Here is a 24,592-nt window from a genome sequence, read left to right on the forward strand (position 1 = left end):
TAATAGATGGCAGAACAAACAGGTAAAATCACTCAAATTATTGGTGCCGTTTTGGATATAAAATTCAGTGGACATCTTCCAGCTCTATACAATGCCATTGTAATTAAAAAAGCTGATGGATCAGACCTTATAGTAGAGGTTGCTCAACATCTTGGTGATGACATTGTAAAATGTATAGCCATGGGTCCAACTGATGGACTATCAAGAGGAATGGAAGCTATTGATACTGGAAATCCAATAACAGTACCAGTTGGTGAAAAGACCTTAGGTAGAATATTTAATGTTACAGGGCAAGCAATTGATAATAAACCAGCACCAGAGACAAAGCATAGCTGGCCTATTCATAGAGAAGCACCAAAATTTGAGGAACAAGTAACTGAAACTGAAATACTAGAAACAGGAATAAAAGTTGTTGATTTATTATGTCCTTACCAAAAAGGTGGTAAAGTAGGTCTTTTTGGTGGTGCAGGGGTAGGTAAAACAGTACTTATCCAGGAATTAATCCGTAATATTGCAACAGAGCATGGTGGATATTCAGTATTTACCGGTGTTGGTGAAAGAACAAGAGAAGGAAATGACTTATACCATGAAATGGCAGAATCAGGAGTTCTTGATAAGACTACCATGGTGTTCGGACAGATGAATGAGCCACCAGGAGCGAGAATGCGTGTTGGATTGACAGGTCTTACAATGGCAGAGTATTTCCGTGATGAAGGTGGACGTGACGTATTATTATTCATTGATAATATTTTCCGTTTTACACAAGCAGGATCTGAAGTATCAGCCTTACTTGGACGTGTTCCTAGTGCGGTTGGTTATCAGCCAACGCTTGCTACAGAGATGGGTGCATTACAAGAACGTATTACATCTACTAAGAGCGGTTCAATAACATCCGTTCAAGCAGTATATGTACCTGCGGACGACTTAACTGACCCAGCTCCAGCAACTACATTTGCTCACCTTGATGCAAAGACAGTATTGTCTCGTGATATTGTTGAACGTGGTATCTATCCAGCAGTAGACCCACTTGATTCAAGTTCAAGAATTCTTTCACCTTTAGTTGTAGGTGAAGAACATTATGATGTTGCAAGACGTGTACAAGAAATACTTCAGAGATACAAAGAATTACAAGACATCATTGCAATTCTAGGTATGGATGAGTTATCAGAAAATGATAAGATTATTGTTGCAAGAGCAAGAAAGATTCAATATTTCTTATCACAACCTTTCTTTGTAGCAGAAAACTTTACTGGTAAAGAAGGAAAATATGTACCACTAAAAGATACAATTCAAGGCTTTAGAGAAATCCTTGATGGTAAACATGACAATATATCTGAAAATGCATTCTTGATGGCAGGTAGCATTGATGATGTTTTAAGCAGAGTATAGTAGGTGATTAGATGGCTAATAATAAATTTTTATTACAAGTTGTTACACCAGAACGAATATTCTATGAAGATGATGTTGAACGTGTAGAATTCAAAACCAGTGAGGGAGATATTGGAGTATATGCTAATCATATACCTTTAACTACACCAGTGGTTAGTGGAATGATGGTTATCAAGAATGATTCCAAAGTAGAGAAAGCTGCAATCCATAAAGGTTTTGTAGAAATCACTCCTGAAAAAGTGACAATACTAACAGATGCGGCAGAATGGCCACATGAGATTGATATAAAAAGAGCTGAAGAAGCTAAATTAAGGGCAGAAAGAAGACTTGAGGCTGATAAAGCCGATCTCAATGAGATTAGGACGAAGTCTGCTCTAGCTAGGTCAGTTGTTAGAATTGAAGTTAGTAAATATGATGATTCTGATAAATAGATAATAAGAATATGACAATACCCGTAGACATAATGCTTATAGAAGTGTTTAATCTATGGGTATTTTTGCGTGGAGATTTAAATTAATGACATTGGATACATTAGAATTTTAATATAACGACAAATAGGCGTATATTTGAATTCTATGTTATTATTTTTCTTGTAAGGACTACAATTATATGGTAATATATGGATAAATGTCGTCAAAAAAAATCGAAAAAGGAGTAATTTATGAAAAAAACTGCAAAGGTAGTAGCTTCAATAATTCTAATTCTTACATTATCAACATCTTTATCAGCGAGTTCTTTAATAAGAAATATAGCTGGAAAAGAGAACAAAGGTATTAAAATTACTTATAACAACCAAGTTCAAAATTTAAAAGATGGTCATGGTAATGACGTTTATCCAGTAATCATTAACGGTTCTACTTATCTTCCTGTTAGAGCAATAGCAGATATGATGGGAGCAGATATAACATGGGATGGACAAACTAAAACAATTTCAATTATGGCAAATGATTCAGTAGAAGATGGTGCAGTTCCTACTGATTTACCTTCAGCTAACAATAAAAATGATTCAAGTAATCAAAATAGTCCAACTCAAAATCAACCAAAGCAAGACCAGTCAACACAAAAGAATGTATCAACTAATTCTGGTTCAATTGATAATCCTGTAGAATTAGGAACAACGATTTCTTATAGTGATAAATACGATATAGATAATTGGACAAAGTGTGCTGATTATGAATTAACTGTATCAAATGTAGAACCAATAACTAGAGAGAAGATTTCATCATTAGGTTTTAAACCAAATGATGATACATCAATTGACTATGTTATGGTAACACTTAAAGTAGATGTAAGCAATGCAACATATGAAGGTACAAGGGATTATGCTTTCTTAATATCATATCTACCTGATATATGGGGCACTGAAGCAAAAAATGGAAACTGTATAATAGGTGGAACACATTATGGTTTTGATGGATCGTTGAAAAGGAATCTAGAAGAGTTAATAAGCTATAAAGAGCTTTACCCAGGACAAAAGGAATCTTTTAGTGTAGAAGGAAAAATAATTTTAGGAGTATATAAAAACACTGAAAATTATTTATCTATACAAAAATATGTTAGTATGGAAAAGAAAGACCGTATATTCTTTAAACTTAAATAGATTTATGATTAGTATATATACAGAATATAATAAGAGCCTAAGTAATAATTAAACTCCAAGGTATAGACTTTGGAGTTTTTTATTATGATGAATAATAGTAACTATATAATCAATGTTTATGGGGAAATTTTCCTAATAAAAATCATGGGTTAATTTGATGGTTTCTATCAATTTTTATAAGCAAAATGCCGATATATAATTGAAAAAGATTTTTATGTTATTTTCTAGAAACAGAGATAATTATTTAATAATTATATACTGATGAAATAGATTAGATACAAGTATCTATTACGCTTAAGGCTGGATATTAACATTTTGGTGATGGATACGGGATTAAATATGAACAAATAACATTAATAAGGGGGATAAATGATGAGAAAAAGAAAAACATTGTGGATAACTTCAATGTCTTTAGTAGTTTTTTTATTTGTAGCTATTGTCAATTTAAATAATACAAATATTATTAAAGCTGCATCAGATCTAGGTTTTGAATGGAAGAAAAATGATACTATGGATGAATTACTGCAAGTAGTAAGTAATAAAGCGGGGGATGATGAAGTACTTATTAACTGGAATCTAGAAGATTACGGTGAATACAAATTAGAATATTATCTTACAGATGAGATTAAAACAGAAGTAACATTTGAACACCAAGTAAATCAGTTGATTGTAAAATATAATATATTAGATTATTCATCTGGATCTGAAACTAGTATTACCAATACAGAATTTGCTAAATCATTTGCTATGATGAATTATAGTTTACTTGTACCTCAATTGGAGACAATAACTGATCCAGCTGGATTAATTGACGGTAACTCCTTAAAATTTACTATTGTAAGGGGAGCGAGTTCTAAATATCCAGGAGCATCTTTTGTTATTAATAATTTACCTGTGAGATTTAGATGGAATATGCAGACAAAGACAGTAAGTTTTCTTACAAAAGGTATTCAGAAAGGATGTATCGTTCCTTTTAAATTAACGACACCAGATTCTACAGTTGAAACATTACAATTACTTAGAGCATTTGATAACTTTAAGATAGTACCAACTCATTGGGTAGAGGATTCAGCGCATAATACAAATGAAGATATTCAAACTATAGAAATACCAAATAGCTCTAATATACGACCAGGTAGTAAGCCAGGTCTTAGAATAACGTTTGATAGACCAAAAGTATTTGATAATACTAGCTTAGAATATAAGATTGCAACAATAGACCAATTAAAAAAAGCTGATGGTAATCTTATCAATGCTGTATTAGAATTAAAGGATATCAGAGATAATGGTGATAATACTGATATTATAGTACCTATGGATTTAAGTGATGGGAATTTTGATAATCCACCTAGTTTAGCTACTGGAAACAATGATTTAGCAGAATTTGATTACAATGCATTGACAGGAACATATACAATTGAGTTAGTTAAGGATAGGTCAGAGCTTTATAATGGTTCAAATATTGCACTGAAAAGTTTCTTGCAATGGGATAACTTAGGAGCAAGTAGAGTATATACAGCAGCTATTACTTTAGAAGAAAGTCCTAATTATCAATTTGATCAATATGAACCTGTCAATAAGTATGCTTATACATATCTGGATTACATTGTAAAAAGAGCAAGTATGGATGATGCATATTTGGATATAGCGCCATATGCAGGTAGTAATGCAGATGATTTAGAATATACTATCTATCATAGTAAAACAGAGAAAACAGAATTTGGTGAGGACGATATATGGTTAAAACACTATCACAAACAAGAATATTCAGACTTCAATATATATATTCCAGTTCCATTTGCTAATGGAAGTTCTCAAGATTATTATCAAGTAGGCGTCCAGTTTGCTGGATCACCTCTTAGATCACAGACAATAAAATATGTGCCGACTAATGATAATAATGTACCACCTCCAGTACCAAGAATCAAGGAAATTAAGAACTTGGCTGTTGTTCCACCTGAGGACTTAGATGCTGACACTCCAGCTAAAGTGCAATTTGACTTGACATGGCATGCTCCAGATAAAGATTTGTTGGATAATATGTTATCAGCAACAGGTAGTGCTATATATTACGAGATGTTATTCAATGATGTGCCTATAGAAGAATCAAGTAATCAATATACGATTACTAAAGTCTTTAAGGTATATAAAGATACAGAAGGTATCAAAGTAGTAGAAGTCGATTCAGGTATGGAACAAGCTACTCCATCAACAATATCGGGATATCATGAGGGATATAATGACAGTGAGAACCTGTTTCAAGTAAAAAACATTGTTATTAGGGGTAAATACGAAGGCAGTTCCTTAGCTGACAAACCAACAATTTGGTCAAAACCAATAATAAAAGATATAACCAATAAAACAACACCTTATACAAAATCTGAAGAAGCAGATAATGAGTATGATTATGAATTCCCGGGAATTAATTTTATTAAAATGAGGTCTGTTTATGTTATTGCTCCTGATGGCGGAGTAGGAGAAAGTGACCGATCTATTGCAGATAGTATTTCACTTAGTATGTTAAGATATGACATACCGATGGCTGGAAGCATAGATTATACTCCAAGAATTACTTCAGAGGAACAACCAAGAGTAGGTCTTAATGTAAAATTCAAACTTGTTGATATAAAGAATTATGATGATTATATGATATCACCAATCAATAAAAAGATTGAGAATATCAATTATAGGATATATATATCTAAAGATAAACAGAAAATATTAAATCTAGATTCATTGATGACAACTGATGGTGCTAATGTTAAGAAAATATTAGATTTGGATGATTTAGACAGAGAAAAGAATAATGGAGTATATAAAATAGCTGATTACTCAGATGATATTGAGTTGACCCCAGATGAAATAAATAAACTAAGGTCTGATAGTATATTGTACAGTGACATACAGACTGGATCTACAGATGCAGGATTTGAAGAATTGAAGTTATTGAATCTAGACCCTAATACTAATTATTATGTAAGAATAGTGACTAAGCTAGATATTTCTGATTTAACTACGCCAGGTGTTATTGTTGATAAAAGACGTTCAGAACCTTCAAGCATGTTAAGTGCTACATCACCAGTTGTTCCATCTAACCCAGGAGACAGTGAGTTAGTACCATTAGCTCCAGAAAATATGGAAGCTAAGCATTTGGATGATAGCATGATTTCAGGTGAAATTTCATGGGAGTTTCCTACAGAAATTGAATTAGTAGAAGATAAATATGGTTTTGAATTAATCAGTATTGAGAATAAATCCTTGCCAGAATCATTAGGTAGTGGAAAGATGTTACAAGACATATTTGACTCAGAGCTGCTTACAGGTGCAGTTGTAGAAGGATGGAGACTCTATGTAAAAGATGACAGATATGTTCTGAAATATTATGATAAAAACACACGCACATGGATTGATGCTACACAGACATTTAAAGTTGAGGACAATAAGATTAGTATAATTGATAATAATAATCTACCTAACAAAGTATATTATTACTATGCTCGTACAATAAGAATTGAGTCTGAGCTTCCAAAAGCAGCCTCTGCTTGGGTAGCGGATTCATTGACAACTGCTCCTATTAAAAGACCAGTCAATTTAATAGTAGACCATAACCCTAAATATTCTTATGACCCAAAAAGGGAAGCAGTAATAAGATTTGATGCTCCTATACCAACTGATTATCACACTACAGGAAATTATGGTATTGAAATATTTGTAAAAGGTGATAAAGATACTGATTATAGCAACACCAAATACAGTAGTTACTATTTAGAGCAGGTAACAGGTGCTAATGATGGTTATACAAGGGTATTCTATAAGATCAGTGGATTAAAACCAGGAACTACATATAGCATAAAAGTAAGGATAGAAGATAGAACCAAGCCCCAAGATACATTACCAAATGGGGATAAAGTATATCCTAGGTCCAGTTTTTCTGATAGAGTCAGCACACGTACAGAATTTGACCAGAAAGACTATGATAAGGAAAATAAATACATAGAGTATATCAAGTATTATGAAGATAAAGCTCAGGAACTTATAAAAACATCTTATTGGGAGATTGAAAAAGATGATAAGAAACAAGTCATAAAGTATCGCCAAGACTATAATATAGGAGATCTTAAATATGTCAAAGAAGGAAATTACTATTTGGTAGATGCAATAAAAGGTGTACAAGATTATTATCTACCAGCTAAGATGATTGAGACTGCTAATGATAATGGCATAACTATCATGGTAAAATTCCCAGATGGTGATTTAGGTATCAGACCATATGCCTTATCACAAGACAAGACAGCTGAAATAATAGATAAGATTGATGAAATCAATAAGTATAATAGTTCTACCAGAGATTATTATGTAAGATTAGTCATGAACATTGGAGAATACAAAGACAAGGTAAATGGAAAATCACCATCAACTAATCTATTGAATTTTGATGTTCAGGTGGTAGGCAGCAATATCTCAGAAAATGATTTGGAAAGATTGATTTTACAGAAGTTCGAGCAGGCAGTTGAAAGTAAAAAAACTTACCTAATGGAGCAATTGGATAAAGAGCTAGAGTCAGGTATTGATGATGCAAAATTATTGAAAATAGTAACTGATACTCTAAAACTTGTTAAAGAGACTCATAGAGCTAATATCAATAGCATGATGAAAAGTTATATCCAGACTAAATATAGTACTGTAAGAGAATTTGATCAAAGCATTAGGTTGGCATTTAATGTTGGAATGGTTAATGATACTTTACAAGGTTACAGAAAAGATGGAAGTTCATTTACCAGGGTTAATAGTGATAACTATGGTGGCTCATATAATATTGAAACAGATAAAACAGGTTCTTATCTGTTTGCACCAAAGTCAAATATGTATAGTAAATTAGATAATATCTATAATGGTATGGTTACTGATTTAGTAACCCAGTACAGTTTGACAGATATCTTCAACAGTGGTGAACTTAGCAATCTTAATTATAAAGTATACAACTATCAATTATTATCAGCTACAGCTAGAGTGTTAGGAGCTGAAAAAGGCTATGATAATGAAGAATGGTTAAAGGAACAGAATGTTGATATTCCTGTAGATGATATGTATGGGCATATGAGAAAAGATGAAGCTATGTATATATTTATGCAAGCTTATTCAATAAAGAATAACTTGAACTTAGATAGTATTAATGTTACTGATTATAATATTATTGAAGATGCTAATGATATTCAGGACGAATACAGAGATGTACTTATTAAAGGAGTAAATCTAGGTATCATCAAATTGACAGATGGCAGATTATTACCCAATGAAGAAGTTGTTACAGAAACAGTTTTAGAAATGTTGACAAGGATCAATAATAAGATTGATTGGTAGGAGGAAAATAGATGAAGAAGAAATTAATATGTTTAGCAATAATTATATGCATGTTTGTCCAACCAATTAGGGTAATGGCCAATGTACAGATACCGGTAAAAGATATATCAATTGATGATGTCTATTATATTATTGGACAAGACGTTGTTACGGGAAAACCTATCATTAGACCTACTATGACAGTCAGCTGGCAAGAACCAGATAACTGGGCTCCTGGTACAGAAGTACATGACCCAGACTATTATGAATTAAGAGTAAATAATAAAACTTCTGGAATCGATGAAAACATTAAAATTGATTCAGGAACAGATGCATTTACAGCTAAGAGTATAAATGTACATGATGAAATAGTTCTTGATACAGGTTCGTTATATGAAGTATTCATACAACCTTATCACTATCATAAAGTAGAAATTGATGGAGAGATGACACAGGTGCTTGCACCAACAACTGGAGCCGCAAAAAGGGTATATGCAATAACAGACCTTAATGTAGAATTGATACCAGAAGATGATAGTATTGAGGTAGTATGGGATGATATTGGATTAGATTCATTTGAATATAGAATAGTATATGCAGTAGGTGATTACTCCAATAGATCCAAACAAGAGCTTATAAATAACAAAGAAGGAGAAATCAATAATCTTAGTGTTGAATCTGGTAAGATACAACAATATTATGATACTGTTAAGAAAAGAAATCGTCTAAGATATAAATTGGAACAGAATATATATCCAGGACAGATATACTCCGTAATGATAGAACCTGTAACGGAATATTATGATAGTAAACCATTGGTTAAGAACGTCAACTATCCTTATATATGGACATGTTCAACTAATATTGATCTAAAGGTTTTTGAAGATGGGGAATATGTTAGATTAGAATGGAACATACCAGCAAGTTTCAAAGTTGGTCAGGAACAAAGTGAATATGAATTGGTTGAGGCACGCTTAGTTGAATATATTAATGACCAGCCTAGTAACATTGCAATATTTGATAAAGATGCTGCTACAATGGAATATTATAGAGTAAGAAGACCGAACCAATCTGTGGAATATCAATTACAGCTTAGATATGAGGCTGTAGGAGATACCAGTAAGATACCAATTGAACCTCAGTCGAAAAAGGTTCCATTTGTACCTTTGGCATTGAATATAAAGCCTACTAAACCAGTAGTTCCTAACTTAATGACAAAATCAATACTTGAAACTCTTAAGACCAAGCCTATTAATGAAATAAAGAATGAGCTTGAGAAAAAATACTTGGTTCCAGGGGATTCATATAGTGAAAATATAAGTGATTTATTAGAGGCTAAACGTACCTTCAATGTAGTAGAAGCAGGAAATTCCATAAATTTTGTATGGGGGGCTTTCAAGAGGAAAGATGTAATCAGTAGTTCACCTACATATGGAAATATGATAATAGATACAGATGTTTATTATGACATATACGTTACTAGGGATTTGGAATCATTAGCAGGAGCTAGAAAAATAGTTGATAATCAAAAGTACGGAGATAGTTCTCCTAATAATATATTAAAGAATACTACTGATGAAATCGTAGGTTTTAAATATAACTTGGAGTACTATTATGATAAAGATAAATCTGAATTACAAAGAATAACACCTGGAAGTTTATATTACATAAAAATAGTAGCTAAGAAAAGATGGGGTGATGAAGAAAATGTTTCAGAACCAACTATTGTATCCCTTTACTATGGATATAATGGAGACTCTTTTGAACCACCATCAGTTGCAAAACCACCTTTGAAAATAAAAGATAAAGATACAACTACAACAGAAGTTGCTATTCAATGGAAAGAAAAATGGTGGGAAGTTATAGCTAAGGATACAGTAACATACGATACCCTTTCTACTTGGGCTAATCAAGTGTGGGTAGTGAATGATAGTGGTACAGCCAAAATCTATACTAAATATGTTGAAGGAGCAGAATATTTTCCTATTTATAAAGATGAAAGTGAGATAACTAGATTCGTCAATTATGTAAAAAATATAGACAGTAGTTTTGAGGTATTGAGCAGAAAGATTGATTTGGGTGCAGACCAATTTGGTGTATCGGACGTTAAATATAAGTTCCATAAGATTCCATACACTGAAGTTCAAAGAGAAATCAATCTTCAAAAACAGAGTGATCCAGATTACTCCTTTGTAGATTATTATAATAAACTAATCAGTGATGACAAGAATGGAATAAATACCATAGGATGGCAGGATATTGAAGTTGAAAAAGATGTAGATGATGCTACTTACCAATACTATAAACAAGATGCATTACTACCAAATACTCTATATCTGTTTATGCTATATCCATATAGGGAATTATATTCTGGAGATTTGGTATTGGCTCATTACCCTACACCAATTGTTGTAGCAACCAAACCAGAAGATTCTGTAGTCAATCCTGACCCAACTGTACCTAGTCTCTATATAAATGATTATACAGATACTACTATGACATTAACATGGAAATATAATACTAGTTTTAAATATGAGATCAGATACTCACTTACTGAAGATGTTGAAGGGGCTAAGGTATGGGAATATAAATTACCTGAAGATCCATTAGATCCACTTTATCCAACGGATGGAGCCTATTATGAAGTAACTGTGGATGACTTATTCCCTAACACCCAGTATTATTTCTGGATCAGGAGTATTCAGCCAGCAAATAATCATGAATCACCATGGAGTAATGTGGCTATAGGAACTACAAAAGATATAGCCAATCCATTACCACCTAGGGGTATAGGTGTTGCCTCAAGTGAATCTATGAAAAAACATGATTATACCGACAGTGTAACAGAAGACTACATAGGTATAGAATGGCTTTTACATGTTGATGATAAACCTAAGCCAGAAGGCGATAAATCAACAATAGAGAAAAAGTTCACATATCTGATGGAAGTGGCTGATAACGGATTATTTATTGACCCAATCTACATTGAAGTAGCTGGTGGAGAAGGAGACCTGAAACCTGATAATGTAGAAATACTAGAGAAATATTTAGTCAAGATAAATAAACTTATTGGAAACAGGTTCTATTATATAAGAATGAAGACTCGTGTAACCGTTACTGGACCGGAGAAAGGTCAGCTTATAGTTAAGGATTCTCTTAGCTTCTCCAATCCTATAAGAGTGCTGACTAAATATTCTAATTCTGAATATGATGGTCATACAGACCCTGAACTAGAAATACTACCAGGTAAGGATTACGAACTAGTATATGATAAAGAGAAAAAAGAGTTAACTTATAGATTCAGAAGTACTGGAACTGGACAAGATAATTTGGCTGATAACAATGTGGATCAAAGACTTATAACTAATTTGATTAAGCATAATACTTATGTTTATGAAATAGATGTATCCAAGTATAAAGATAATCCTATTGTTAAGAGAAAGGTGCTTATTCCATATACAGTTATTGAAGCTTTTGATGCTCATAAAGTCAAGATTCTGGTAAAAGCAGGTGATATGACCCTGGAAATGCCATATGAATCACTGAAAAGTACTATTAATAAGCAAGTATCCCAGTACGGAGCATCTCCAACCATCAGTATCAATATAGACCAATTCAGTAATTATTATGTACCTGAACTTATGCCAGAGGATGCATTGGTTTCTGTAGGTATTCCTCAGAAACTAGGAATGTATATTTCAACAGATAAAGGTACTAATGAAATAAAGTATACTGATAAAGAAATGATGATTAACGTAAAAGCCAAGCCTAGATATGGTTTGTATGGAAAAGAAGTCATTACCTATAGAAAAGATTCAAAACATAATAAGTGGCAGGAGATAGACGGTAAATATAATACTTACTCTGGTAACGTTACATTTAACACAGGTTCATTAGGAGTTTTTGGATTATATATAACGGATCAAGAAAAAATGGATACTGTAACTCCTACAGTTCCAACTCACTGGTCTGAAGCTGCAAGAAAAGAGATAGCTGGTAAATATAAGATAAGTGGACTTGATAATTATAATCCAGATAATAATATTACTGAAAATCAAATGTTGAATATTATGTATGGAGTATTAACTGAAGAAAGAAATATTGATCTAGCTAAATATATTGATAAGAATACTATGAGACATCTGACTAATTCTGGAATAAGTAAAACAGGTACTCATGACAAGTCAACAGTGTCAAGAGAAGCAGGATTCAATATGTTTGTTAGGACTTATGAGATAAAGAATGACAAATCAATAAAATATGACAGTAATGTTCTTAGTAAACTTAAGCAGGATTCGACTATTAATAGTGCTTATAAGGAGAGTATTGCAAAAGCAATAAAGCTTGGATTGATCAGTAATGCCAATGATATAAGGGCAAAAGACAGTATGAAGTATGGAGAAGTATTTAGCATATGGTCCAAGATTGAGTGATAAAAAAGTCTAGAGGGGAGGAATCAGTTTAATGAAAAAATATGTCATACTATTTACAATAATAATCAGTCTATTTATTAACACAACTATGGTGTCAGCTGTTTCTAGTAGAGTAATATACAATTTTACTCAGTACTCTGAAACTAAAGGAGAGATAGAATTATCTTGGAATGTTGATAATAATAACGATGAGATACAAATAATTAGTTATTATTTGACTAATAATAATGTTTTGGAAGTAACATATAGAGTTGGAAGTAACATTCCAAAAGGGTTTAATAAAATGACTATAGATAGAATAAATTTTCCAGTGAGAATCATCTTGAAGATGCAAAAGGCTGAACAAGATATTCTAACTGATCTACCAGAGGATAAAGTAAATAAATTTGATATACTTAATTTATATGATAGAGGTATTATCAATGGTTATGAAGATAATTCATTCAAGCCTAATAATAATGTAGTTAGAGCTGAATTTTTTGCCATGTTGGCTGCGACTGCTGATTATGAGATTGATACCCAATCAGAATCCATCTTTAAAGATGTAGATAATGCATTTTGGGGCAGGAAGTATATTATGACTTTAGCTAATAAAGGTATTGTATCAGGAAATGGTAATGGGCTCTGTAATCCTAAGGGAGATATAACTATTGGTGAAGTCTTGAAAATAATAGATAAGACTTTTAGATTCCATGATGAATCAAGTAGTTACAAAGCGCCTACAGTTAATCACTGGAGCAATGAGAACTTTGTCAATATGGCAAAAGCTGATATAGTTAGGGATATAGATGTTTTCTATAATCCATATAAACCTAATATGAAGGCTACAAGACAACAATGTGCGACTATTTTGTCAAGAGTATTACAGACTAATTATACGATAAAATAATATTATGATATATAATAATTACTTGGTGTAAATTGAATAAAATTCCCCCTAAGTGTTCATACTTTTAATATATTAAAGTATGAGATTGGGGGATTTTTTATGTTAAAGAAAATTACATGTATTATTTTGGTTTTTGCTGCACTAATAGTAGCTAATGATGTTGAAAAGATGCTTGTCAATGGTGAAGAAAAATTACTGACAACTTTTAACGAAGTCAATTTTACACTCTGTGAAACCGATCTGAATATGTGGGGAGAGTATAGTAAAAGTTATATGACTGAACCAGAAATGGAAAAGCTTGCTCTAGAAGTTGTAAATAAGCTGGGATTAGAACCAGAATACAATGTAGATTATAACTCTGAAGAATTCAAAAAAGTCTATAGTATCAATAAGAAAACAGAAGAAGCAGATACAACAATTAAAGTAGTGGAACTTATAGAAGAAGTGGCTAATAATGGATTAAAGGTAGAGAATTATATAGTCATAAATATTGTTCTGAATGATAAATGTGGCAGCATACTCTATTTCAGAGACAAAATCACTGAGATATTCCAAGAAATGAATATGGATGCGAGAGATAATCTCACTATTACAAGTAAGCACAAAGGTAAGTTGGATGAATCTAAGGCAAAAGAGATAGTTAAGCAGATTGCAAATAAGATGAGCTGTCAGGTAAAAGATAGTTTCAAAACAGAAAACATATACAGCATTTATGGATATTCCAGATATATTGATGAACATATAATCACTGAAGGCGAAAAAATCAATGTTGATCTGGCATTGACATATAATGAATTAGAAGATATGACCTATTTATATGCTGCTATTCCAGTTATAACAATTGATTATTAAGATTTAATCAATAAGTAAGTAGTAGAGATTATTATTTTTATAGCATTATATGAGAGGATAAGATGACTTGAATAAATTAGAGATAATGAAAAGCAGTAAGCTAAGAGGTAATGTTAAGATAAGTGGTTCAAAAAATGCTGTTCTACCAATTATAGCTGCATCTATATTGACAAATGAGCATTGTTTTATAGAAGACGTGCCTGACCTGACTGATGTGAAAAATATGAAAGACATTTTAGTTAATATAGGTGTAGAAGTTGATTGGGATAAAAAAAATAAAATATTGGATGTCAGAGCAGATGATATCAAGTCAACTGATATGACATGTGAAGATATAGGACAGAAGATAAGAGCATCTGTCCTTATGTTAGGTCCAATGCTATCAAGAAAGGGAAAAACCAAGATTTGTATGCCTGGAGGATGTGTTATTGGAAATAGACCTATTGACCTTCATATAAAAGGATTGACGGCTTTGGGGGCTCATATAAGCATGGAGCACGGATACATTGAAGCAATAGCCAAGAAGCTTATTGGAGCTAAGATATATTTAGATTTTCCTAGTGTAGGTGCAACAGAGAATATAATGATGGCAGCAGTTATGGCAGAAGGTAAGACCACTATTGAAAATGCAGCCATTGAGCCTGAGATTGTAGATTTAGCTAATTTTCTACTTAAGATGGGGGCTGATATCAAAGGTGCTGGAACTGATACTATTATTATAGAAGGTGTATCCAAACTGCATGGTGTTAGACATGAGATAATTCCAGACAGGATGGAAGCTAGTACATTTATGATAGCAGCAGCAATAACTGGTGGTGATTTAACTATAGAAAATATTATTCTTGATCACGTTAATCCTATTATTGCAAAACTTGAAGAAAGTAATGTAACCGTTGAGGCTAGCGATGATAGAATTAGAGTAAAAAGTAATGGTAAAATAAAGGCTGTTGACATAACAACACTTCCATTTCCTGGATTTCCAACAGATATGCAGGCTCCTTTCATGGCATTGATGTCTATAGCAGAAGGAACTAGTGTGATAGTCGAGACCATTTTTGAAAACAGGTTCATGCATGTGGGTGAGCTGATTAAAATGGGGGCAAATGCAAAAGTGGAAGGACGAAGCTGTGTAGTTGTAGGAGTAAAAGAGTTGATGGGAGCTAATGTATATGCCTCAGACCTCAGGGGCGGAATGGCTCTTTTGTTAGCTGGATTATGTGCAGAGGGTAAAACAGTAATAAATGATATAAAGTATATTGAAAGAGGATATGAAGACGTAGTAGATAAATTTATTTCCATAGGAGCTAATATAAAAAAATATTGATATATTTAAGAACCAAACCATTTTAGAAGCATATATTTATATTGACATATAAATTGGAGGATTTTAAAGTGGATAAATATAAAGACCCTTACCAATATTATTATAATCCATATTCTGTGACAGATGGAAGAGATGATACCTTTGGGTACGGTAATTATGGGTATAGAAAAAATGGTTCCAGTCAAAATAGATATAATGACAACAGATATAATCAGAATAAATATAACCAAAATCGATATAGTAAAAACGGCTATGACAAAAAATATGACTCTGGAATGTATATGGACCCTAATATGCAAGTTCCTATCCAAATGCCAGTAGAAGATTATAATGGTATGGATGAAATGGATAAAAAGAAAATGAGAGTCCTGTATCCTGAAGTATGCAAGAAAATTCAATATTACATTGATGAAGAATGTGATAAGATGGATTATAGTGGAAGCTACATGTATGACGATTATCCAGAAAAAGAGTTCATAGAAATGATAACAGATAAAATCTACGAAGCAGTAGAAAAAGATAATACAATAGATATAAAGGAATTTACAGAAAAAATAGAGAATAATAATATAGGTGATAGTGAAATAGAGCCTTCAAGCAAAAGATGCGGATTCTACAGGAAGCCTAATAGATGGTTAAGAAATACTATTCAAGTCATGCTGGTGAATGAAATGTATGGACGAAGATGTAGAAGATCTAGAAGAAGATGTTACAGAAAACCAATATGTTATCCAAAACCATATTATTATAGATATCCTGACTTTTTTGAATAAGATTCAAAGTATGTAATACGTTTTCTTACAAAATGGTCATTTAATATAAATGAGTCATAACCAACTTAATTTCCTCAAGTAATAAATATGAATGAAGTAGGGAATAATAAAATAAATTTAATATATAAGTTAAAAAACAATAATACATCTTATAGCTTATATTAAAAACTAATTTTGCGAGGAGTGACAGTTTGTGAAATGTAAGGATTCGGATGTTTTTGCTCTTGAAAGTAGTATTGAAAAAATATTAAATACTGGCCAATGGAAAGATGTTAAAGAGATTGAGTCAGAATTGAAATCATCTGAAGAAGTAAAATACAAAAATTGGTTCAATAGAAAAAATAACGATTTTAATAGTGAACATGCAGAAGAGTTGTTTTATAAAGAGTTAATGGACAGAATGTGCAAATTATTTCCTATGAAATATAAGCATGACAGTAAATCAGCTGTTTATGGTAGGATAATGGGCCATTATAATGATAATCAATGAGAACTACTTAATTGTAGTTCTTTTTATTATTTTATATAGAAAACCAAGAAATAGGTGTACTTTTTTGATAAAGTCTTAATCTACTTTTAATAATTACTAAGTAAATATAAACAATAATGAATAATTTGTTAACAATTATTGAAGTTTTCTTTAACTTGTAGAATAACATTTTATTACATGTTATAATGGCACTGTACTTAAGGTAAATCATTTAATTGAAATATTACCTTAAGAGTAATTAAGGGGGCTTGTATATGAGTCAAGACGTGGAAAAAGTACTAGTGTGTATAACTATACAGAAGAACTCAAAAAGATTAATAAGAAAAGGTGCAGAAATCGCAAATGAGATAAATGGAGAGCTTCATATACTACATGTTGAAAAAGGGATGAGTATATTCAAGAATGAAGAATCTATAGAATTATTGGAAGAATTATTTGAGTATGGAAAGCTGTTAGGTGGAGAAGTCCATTTCTTAAGCGGTAAAGATGTACCAAGTAAAATAGTGGAATTTATTAAATCAATGCAAATAACTAGATTAGTTTTAGGTCAAACCATGAGAAGCAAACTTCGTAGATTGTTAACAAAAGATATTGAGAACAACGTTCTTAGTCAGACAAACGAAGTTGAATTGTTGATACTAGAAAGAAAGAAACACGATAATAAAAAATTTGTAAAAGATAAGAAATTATTTTCCAATTAATTTTAATTTGATTTTATTATGAAAATCATTTAAAATATAATAAGCCTAGAGATTGAAATATATGTTATATATTGTTAATTTATAATTTTATATTTTTATTTCACTAAAGAAAATAAAAGGAGTGGCAATAATAATGAAGAAAGTCAACAAGCTTATTTCAGTATGTTTAGTGCTTGCAATGGCAACAGTTATGTTCGCAGGTTGTAGCAAAGGTAAAGCTACTGAAGATAAGGACACAGAAACAAAAGTAGTAGCGACAATAAATGGTGAACATAATATTAATCTAGGAGAAGTTAATTTACGATTAAGGCAAATAGAAGCTCAATATGAAGGCATGTTTGGACCTGATGTATGGGACCAACAAGTAGAAGAGGGTAAGACAGTAGTTGATATAGCAAAAGAAAATGCCATATTCTCTGCAAAGAGTTCTAATATACTAGCTTTAGTAGCAAAAGAAAAAGGTGTAGAAATATCTGATGAAGATGCTAAGAATAACGAAAAATCAGCTGAAGAGTTCTTAAAAAAATATGAAGAACAATTCGGTAAAGAAAAGATGGCAGAAGATGAAATTACTCTAGACGTTGTTAAAAAACTTCTTGAGCAACAAACATTGACTGGGGCGTTATTTGAACAAGAAATGAAAGATTATGAAGCTAATGAAGAAGAATTAAATACTTTATTAGACCAAAGTCCAGAGTATAAAGGATATCAAGAAAACGGATATGACTATTATGCTAAACAAGTAAGAGTAAGACATATATTATTAAAAACTTTAGATGATGCAAATCAACCATTACCTGATGACAAAAAGGCAGAAGTTAAAGCAAAAGCAGAAGAAGTTTTAGCTAAAGTTAAAGCAGGAGAAGATTTTGAAGCTTTAGTTAAAGAATACTCAGAAGACCCAGGTTCAAAAGATAAGGGTGGAGAGTATACATTTGGTAGAGGTTCTAATTTTGCTCCAGAGTTCACTGAAGCATCATTTGGCATGGAACCAGGAGATGTTACTGAACTTGTAGAAACATCATTTGGATATCACATTATTAAATTAGAAGAAATTATTGAACCAACAGAAGAAGATATCCAAGCTCTTAAAGATCAAGAACAAAAAATTAAAGATTCTGCGATAGAACAGTTAAAGTATCAAGCATTTGATGCTAAATACAAAGAATGGGAAAAAGATTATACAGTAGAAGAAAACGAAGAAGTTGTAAAGGCTATTGAAGTAAGACAATCAAGAAATGCTGTTGAAGAAGATAGTACTACTGATACAGATAAATCAGATGAGACTACAACTGATGATTCATCTAAAGACGATGCTACAACTGATGATACATCAAAAGATGATAATTCTGATGACAAAACTTCAGAAGATAATGCAACTACAGATGATGCAGAAGATACTACTACTGATAATAACTAATTCCTAGCAATATGAGTAATTAGATGTATATTTATACTCTAATTACATAACATATATTAAAAAAGCACCTTATACAGGTGCTTTTTTTCGGTCCAAAAGTAATATTTGGACTATTGATGAATATAATATTATTAAAAAAGTGTTTGACAAAATAATAATATTTGTGTAATATTATAAAAGAATTATTATTAATAAATATTAAAAAAGGAGGTAGAGTTATGTTAAATAAAATAAGAATAGTTAAAGACATGAAAAATCAATTAATCAATAGTAATAACTTTGATAAATATGAGATGACCCTGCCTCAGATAGTAGATTAGAATTTTATCTATTTATATGATAAGTGAGCCATGGGTTATGTGCCTATGGCTTTTTTGATATTTTATATTAATTGACCATGGGATAATTATGCCATGGTTTTTTTATATTCTAATCTATTATTTTGAGGCTTGTAAGGAGGATTAATATGAAGAGAGTTTTGCATTATATGAGGAAATATTGGTATTTATATTTCTTCGGAAGTATTGCTTTATTGAGTAGTATAGTTTTAGACTTGTTTACACCTATGATAACAGGAACAATAATTGATGATGTCATTGAGGGTGGAAATATAAGTATATTCAAAGGTCTGATAACTGCACTTATCGGTATTACTCTAGGTAGGGCTGTACTGGGATATATAAAAGAGATAATGTTCGATTTTGCAGGATCAAACATTATATGTGGGCTGAGACAAGATCTGTTTGATCATATTCAAAGCCTTTCACTTGGATTTTTTGATAGGAAGAATACAGGGGAATTAATGTCAAGGATCAAAGATGATGCTGATAGAGTCTGGGAAGGTATTAGTTTTGGACTCATGCTATTTATAGAGATAATAATATATTTTGTTATTGCAACAATATTTATGTTTAGAATAAGTGCTAAATTATCAGTGCTAGCGTTTTTAACACTACCTTTTATTGCTTATATGGCAATTATGTTAGAGAAAAAGATAGGGGCTACATATGAGAAGATCAGTGAACAAAATGCTACCCTTAATACAACAGCTCAAGAGAATATAGCTGGTATAAGATTAGTTAAGGCATTTGCTAGGGAAAGACATGAAATAAAGAAATTTTTAGCACATAACGAAGGTTATTACAAATTGAACATGGAACAAGCAAGAATATGGTCAAGATTTTTTCCTAGTATTGAGATGCTGACTAATATATTGCCAATACTAGTTATCGTATTTGGTGGTTCAATGGTAATTGGTGAGGATTTGACAGTGGGTACTTTGGTAAAATTCACTGGTTATATGAATATGGTAATCTGGCCAATGAGGTCGTTTGGATTTCTTAGTAATCTAATGGCAGAAGCAAAAGCTTCAGCTAAGAAGATAGATAAAATATTTGTTGAAGAACCAGAAATCAAGAATGCCAATAAACCTGCTAAGTTAGATGAACCAAAAGGGAAAGTTGAATTTAACAATGTATCACTTGAACTAGATGGAAAAAAGGTTCTAGATGATATCAATTTCAAGATTCTCCCAAGTAAAACCCTTGCTATCATGGGTGCTACTGGTTCAGGAAAAACATCTATAATCAATCTTCTAGAAAGATTCTACGATACAACAGATGGAGAGATATTAATAGATAACGAAAGAATAAATGATATTGAGTTGGCTAACTTGCGTGAGAATATCTCTGTGGTTATGCAGGATGTGTTTTTGTTCTCAGATACCATAAAAGAGAATATTAGTTTCGGGTATGGTGAGTTATTAGCAAATGATGTAATAATCAATTCTGCACAAAGTGCAAAAGCAGATGATTTCATTGAGCATATGGAAGATGGATATGATACAGTCATAGGTGAAAGAGGTATTGGTTTATCGGGTGGACAGAAACAAAGAATCAGTATAGCAAGAGCTTTAGCCAAAGAATGTAAAATAATTATATTTGATGATTCCACATCAGCTCTTGATATGAAAACAGAACACAGAATTCAAAAAGAAATTGATAAGAAAGATGATATTACTAAGATAATAGTTGCTCATAGAATCTCAGCAGTAAAAAATGCAGATGAGATTATTATACTTGAAGATGGAAAGATAGTGGAGAGAGGTAATCATGATTCTCTTATCAAAATGAAAGGCCGTTACTACGACACCTTAAAAGAACAATATGAAGGATATGCGGTATAAAAATTTATGGCTGATAAACATGTAGAAAATATTCGGAGGTGTTAATATGGCAGTAAATAACTTTAGAGAAGATGAACAATCAAAAGAGGAATTGAAAAAAGTAACAATACTAAGATTGTTCAGCTACATGAAGAAATATAAAAAAGAGATTATTCATGTATTAATAATCATGGGTTTAATAATCACAGTAAACGTATTGAATCCTATATTGATGAAGATTGCTATTGATGATTACATTAAAAAGTTTAATGCTAAAGGGTTATATGTTATAGGAATAATTGCAATAATAATGAATTTGATCAGTAGATATTGTATGAAGAAAAGGATTGTAATAATGTCAAAGGTTTCCAATAGGGTACTAATGGAAATACGACAGGAATTATATGAACATCTTCAAAAATTATCCTTCAACTTTTTTGATAATAGACCTGTAGGTAAGGTATTAGCAAGAGTCATAGGAGATGTTAACTCATTGAAAAGTGTTTTGACAAACAGTGTCATTTCACTAATACCTGATTTTGTAACATTGATAGTTGTACTAATAATCATGTTTGTACTCAATGTGAAACTTGCCTTAGGTGCGTTAGCTTTATTACCATTATTAGTATTTGGTATGTATTTTGTACAGGTAAGAGCACATAGAAGATGGCAGATATTCAGGAAGAAAAATTCCAACATGAATGCGTATACCCATGAAAACTTTTCTGGTATACGTGTAGTTCAGAGTTTTACAGCTGAGCAATATACAAGTAAGACTTTTAGGGAATTATTAAGTGAACACAAAAGGTCATTTATAAATGCTGTAAGGCTCAATGATATATTCTGGCCTATGGTTGAAATATCTTGGGGTATCGGTACAATCATGGTTTTTTTGATAGGTGTAAATTTATCTTCTAAGAATGAAATAACAGTTGGTACATTGATTGCTTTTACTACTTATGTTGGTATGTTCTGGCAGCCTATAATGAATCTAAGTAACTTTTATAACCAGCTGATAACTAATATAGCAGGGGCTGAAAGGATTTTTGAGATCTTAGATACTAAACCTGATATTAAGGATATAAGGAATGCAAAAAAAATGCCTTCCATAAAAGGAAATGTTACATTTGATAATATTACATTTGGATATGATGAGAAGGTCAAAGTGTTAGAGGATGTTTCTTTCAATATTAAAGAAGGTGAGACAATAGCGTTAGTTGGACCTACTGGTGCAGGTAAAACCACTATAGTCAATTTATTAAGCAGATTCTACGATGTTAATGAAGGAACAGTTAAAATAGATGGTATAGATATTAGAGACGTATCTATTGAAAGTCTGAGAAGTCAAATGGGTATCATGACACAGGATACATTCTTATTTACTGGAACAATCAAGGATAATATAAGATATGGTAAACTTGATGCTACAGACGAAGAGATAATAGAATCAGCTAAAGCTGTTCATGCTCATGAATTCATTATGAAACTTGAAAAAGGATATGATACAGCAGTTAATGAACGAGGTACAAAATTATCAGTAGGACAAAGACAATTGATTGCTTTTGCTAGAATCATGTTATCTAAACCTAAGATTCTTATACTTGATGAGGCAACTTCAAGTATAGATACACATACGGAAAGATTAGTACAAAAAGGCATTGAGGAATTACTTAAGAACAGAACCTCTTTTGTTATTGCTCATAGATTATCAACTATCCAGAAGGCAAATAGAATATTTGTTGTTGATAAAGGGAATATACTTGAAAGTGGTAACCATGATGAATTAATGAATCAAGAGGGTATATACTATAATCTTTATATGGCTCAATTTGAAGCTATCAGTTAATCATCATTTATGTTTATGGGCAGAATATCTACTATATTAAGATATTCTGTCCATAAATATTTATTTGAATAAAATATAAAGTTATTTGATAAAATAATATGTATAATTTTATTTACATGCATATACTAGTAATAAGAATATATGGATGGTTTTGGTATGAAATTAAAGGATAAGTTGGGATATCTTCCTTTGGTAATTGTTGATGCAGGCTATAGTCAACAGATTTATGGTTCTGATGGAATGGCATTACCCATAGTGAAGGATGACAAGTATATCAAACGTAGGAAATTTAATAATGATATAATGAATAAATTTATTGAAAAAGCTAAAAATCTGAATTTGATAGTGTTGGATGTTGCTCCTGAAGAATATGATATGTCATTGGAAATACGAATAAATAGAGCTAATGTGAATTATACTACATATTTAAACAAATACGACGATATCTCAGGTGATAGGGTATCTGTTTACATAGCTTTGCAATATGACCCTAAGGCTTGTAACTGGGATGATACTGATAATAGTCTGAAAATCTTATATTTGAATGATGATACTGAAAGCAGGAATTTGGCTAATTTGATCAAAAATCAATTTGATAATATTAGTGGAGTTATAAAGGCTTCTAACAACTATGTTCTGAAACACTTGAATATGCAGGGAATACTGATTGACTCAAGTTTTATGGATCTGAAAGAACAAGTGGATTGGATGAAGGATGAAGATTTTATTGATGACGTGGCAGATAAAATCTTGCTGGGGTGTCTACAATATTTTGGTATCAAAAACATTGAGGATATAGTTCCGGATTCTAACCTTAGTGTTGACAAAAGAATAAAGAAGTTACAAGAGAAAGTCGATAAATTAGATAGAAGAATGACTCTGTTCGAAGAAAAAATAACCGATTTCAATAAATTCATTTAATAATAATTTATAAAGCTATCAGAATTTTTAATTATGTATTATTTTCTACTATGAAAATCTCTTGTTAGATAGTATAATAATATATATAGAATTAAAATTCCTGAACATTAGATGATAGCATTTATAATTATTTATAAAAATATATATTTGGGGGGATTTTATAGATATAAAGGTATAATGATTTTTTAACAAGATCAATATATTATCAATGGAGGAAAGAAAAGAGATGCCTAGAAAAGAGGTAGTAAAAGAGCTTGATAAAGAACAGAGGATAAAAAAGCATAATAATAAAACTAAAGGTAAGACAAAAGAAATAAAAGATAATCATCGTAAACCAAAGGTAAAACCAAAAAGAATTAACAAAAATCAATGGTTGAAGAATATAGATGATGACGAATATTATATATGATAAAAAAGGGTATTTGAAAAGGGTAATTTTTTTTGAATACC

The 24,592-nt window shown here is 31.5% G+C and carries 16 protein-coding genes; all 16 read left to right on the plus strand.

Annotated elements, in window-relative coordinates:
- The first annotated feature begins 6 nt into the window (after positions 1 to 6).
- Positions 7 to 1,389 carry a F0F1 ATP synthase subunit beta gene (gene atpD / locus HYG85_RS11730; protein WP_113673130.1) on the plus strand — a complete coding sequence of 461 codons (1,383 nt, stop codon included), beginning with the start codon at positions 7 to 9 and terminating at the stop codon, positions 1,387 to 1,389.
- Positions 1,390 to 1,400: 11 nt separating this feature from the next.
- Positions 1,401 to 1,820 carry an ATP synthase F1 subunit epsilon gene (atpC, locus tag HYG85_RS11735; protein WP_113673131.1) on the plus strand — a complete coding sequence of 140 codons (420 nt, stop codon included), beginning with the start codon at positions 1,401 to 1,403 and terminating at the stop codon, positions 1,818 to 1,820.
- Positions 1,821 to 2,050: 230 nt separating this feature from the next.
- A complete protein-coding gene (locus tag HYG85_RS11740) occupies positions 2,051 to 2,989 on the plus strand; it encodes a copper amine oxidase N-terminal domain-containing protein (protein WP_212693569.1) in 939 nt (312 codons plus the stop codon).
- A 372-nt stretch (positions 2,990 to 3,361) separates the two neighbouring features.
- Positions 3,362 to 8,350: a hypothetical protein gene (locus HYG85_RS11745; RefSeq protein ID WP_212693570.1), complete on the plus strand. Its 4,989-nt coding sequence runs from the start codon at positions 3,362 to 3,364 to the stop codon at positions 8,348 to 8,350.
- Between the two features lie 11 nt (positions 8,351 to 8,361).
- The gene (locus HYG85_RS11750; RefSeq protein WP_212693571.1) at positions 8,362 to 12,762 is read left to right on the plus strand and encodes a fibronectin type III domain-containing protein; all 4,401 of its coding nucleotides are present in this window, start codon (positions 8,362 to 8,364) and stop codon (positions 12,760 to 12,762) included.
- Positions 12,763 to 12,793: 31 nt separating this feature from the next.
- Entirely contained in the window at positions 12,794 to 13,651 is an 858-nt protein-coding gene (locus HYG85_RS11755; protein WP_212693572.1) for an S-layer homology domain-containing protein, read from the plus strand.
- A 99-nt stretch (positions 13,652 to 13,750) separates the two neighbouring features.
- Positions 13,751 to 14,503 carry a YwmB family TATA-box binding protein gene (locus HYG85_RS11760; RefSeq protein ID WP_113673136.1) on the plus strand — a complete coding sequence of 251 codons (753 nt, stop codon included), beginning with the start codon at positions 13,751 to 13,753 and terminating at the stop codon, positions 14,501 to 14,503.
- Positions 14,504 to 14,570: 67 nt separating this feature from the next.
- Complete coding sequence (gene murA / locus HYG85_RS11765) at positions 14,571 to 15,827, plus strand: UDP-N-acetylglucosamine 1-carboxyvinyltransferase (protein ID WP_212693573.1); 1,257 nt, start codon at positions 14,571 to 14,573, stop codon at positions 15,825 to 15,827.
- A gap of 68 nt (positions 15,828 to 15,895) precedes the next feature.
- The gene (locus tag HYG85_RS11770) at positions 15,896 to 16,600 is read left to right on the plus strand and encodes a hypothetical protein (protein ID WP_212693574.1); all 705 of its coding nucleotides are present in this window, start codon (positions 15,896 to 15,898) and stop codon (positions 16,598 to 16,600) included.
- Between the two features lie 193 nt (positions 16,601 to 16,793).
- The gene (locus tag HYG85_RS11775) at positions 16,794 to 17,090 is read left to right on the plus strand and encodes a hypothetical protein (RefSeq protein ID WP_113673138.1); all 297 of its coding nucleotides are present in this window, start codon (positions 16,794 to 16,796) and stop codon (positions 17,088 to 17,090) included.
- A gap of 254 nt (positions 17,091 to 17,344) precedes the next feature.
- The gene (locus HYG85_RS11780) at positions 17,345 to 17,791 is read left to right on the plus strand and encodes a universal stress protein (protein WP_113673139.1); all 447 of its coding nucleotides are present in this window, start codon (positions 17,345 to 17,347) and stop codon (positions 17,789 to 17,791) included.
- 133 nt (positions 17,792 to 17,924) lie between these two features.
- Positions 17,925 to 19,211: a peptidylprolyl isomerase gene (locus tag HYG85_RS11785; RefSeq protein ID WP_212693575.1), complete on the plus strand. Its 1,287-nt coding sequence runs from the start codon at positions 17,925 to 17,927 to the stop codon at positions 19,209 to 19,211.
- 466 nt (positions 19,212 to 19,677) lie between these two features.
- Positions 19,678 to 21,396 (plus strand): ABC transporter ATP-binding protein, encoded by a 1,719-nt coding sequence (locus tag HYG85_RS11790; protein ID WP_113673141.1) that lies wholly within the window; start codon positions 19,678 to 19,680, stop codon positions 21,394 to 21,396.
- Between the two features lie 46 nt (positions 21,397 to 21,442).
- Complete coding sequence (locus HYG85_RS11795) at positions 21,443 to 23,221, plus strand: ABC transporter ATP-binding protein (RefSeq protein WP_212693576.1); 1,779 nt, start codon at positions 21,443 to 21,445, stop codon at positions 23,219 to 23,221.
- 156 nt (positions 23,222 to 23,377) lie between these two features.
- Entirely contained in the window at positions 23,378 to 24,142 is a 765-nt protein-coding gene (locus HYG85_RS11800; protein ID WP_212693577.1) for an N-acetylmuramoyl-L-alanine amidase, read from the plus strand.
- Between the two features lie 226 nt (positions 24,143 to 24,368).
- Positions 24,369 to 24,551, plus strand: a complete 183-nt coding sequence (locus HYG85_RS11805) for a hypothetical protein (protein ID WP_212693578.1) — start codon at positions 24,369 to 24,371, stop codon at positions 24,549 to 24,551.
- Positions 24,552 to 24,592 lie beyond the last annotated feature (41 nt).

This window comes from Vallitalea guaymasensis (assembly GCF_018141425.1).
GTDB classification, from domain to species: domain Bacteria; phylum Bacillota; class Clostridia; order Lachnospirales; family Vallitaleaceae; genus Vallitalea; species Vallitalea guaymasensis.

Coding starts and splice junctions, on each gene's coding strand:
- atpD (WP_113673130.1), top strand. CDS start 7: ATGGCAGAACAAACAGGTAAAATCACTCAAATTATTGGTGCCGTTTTG.
- atpC (WP_113673131.1), top strand. CDS start 1,401: ATGGCTAATAATAAATTTTTATTACAAGTTGTTACACCAGAACGAATA.
- HYG85_RS11740 (WP_212693569.1), top strand. CDS start 2,051: ATGAAAAAAACTGCAAAGGTAGTAGCTTCAATAATTCTAATTCTTACA.
- HYG85_RS11745 (WP_212693570.1), top strand. CDS start 3,362: ATGAGAAAAAGAAAAACATTGTGGATAACTTCAATGTCTTTAGTAGTT.
- HYG85_RS11750 (WP_212693571.1), top strand. CDS start 8,362: ATGAAGAAGAAATTAATATGTTTAGCAATAATTATATGCATGTTTGTC.
- HYG85_RS11755 (WP_212693572.1), top strand. CDS start 12,794: ATGAAAAAATATGTCATACTATTTACAATAATAATCAGTCTATTTATT.
- HYG85_RS11760 (WP_113673136.1), top strand. CDS start 13,751: ATGTTAAAGAAAATTACATGTATTATTTTGGTTTTTGCTGCACTAATA.
- HYG85_RS11780 (WP_113673139.1), top strand. CDS start 17,345: ATGAGTCAAGACGTGGAAAAAGTACTAGTGTGTATAACTATACAGAAG.
- HYG85_RS11785 (WP_212693575.1), top strand. CDS start 17,925: ATGAAGAAAGTCAACAAGCTTATTTCAGTATGTTTAGTGCTTGCAATG.
- HYG85_RS11790 (WP_113673141.1), top strand. CDS start 19,678: ATGAAGAGAGTTTTGCATTATATGAGGAAATATTGGTATTTATATTTC.
- HYG85_RS11795 (WP_212693576.1), top strand. CDS start 21,443: ATGGCAGTAAATAACTTTAGAGAAGATGAACAATCAAAAGAGGAATTG.
- HYG85_RS11800 (WP_212693577.1), top strand. CDS start 23,378: ATGAAATTAAAGGATAAGTTGGGATATCTTCCTTTGGTAATTGTTGAT.
- HYG85_RS11805 (WP_212693578.1), top strand. CDS start 24,369: ATGCCTAGAAAAGAGGTAGTAAAAGAGCTTGATAAAGAACAGAGGATA.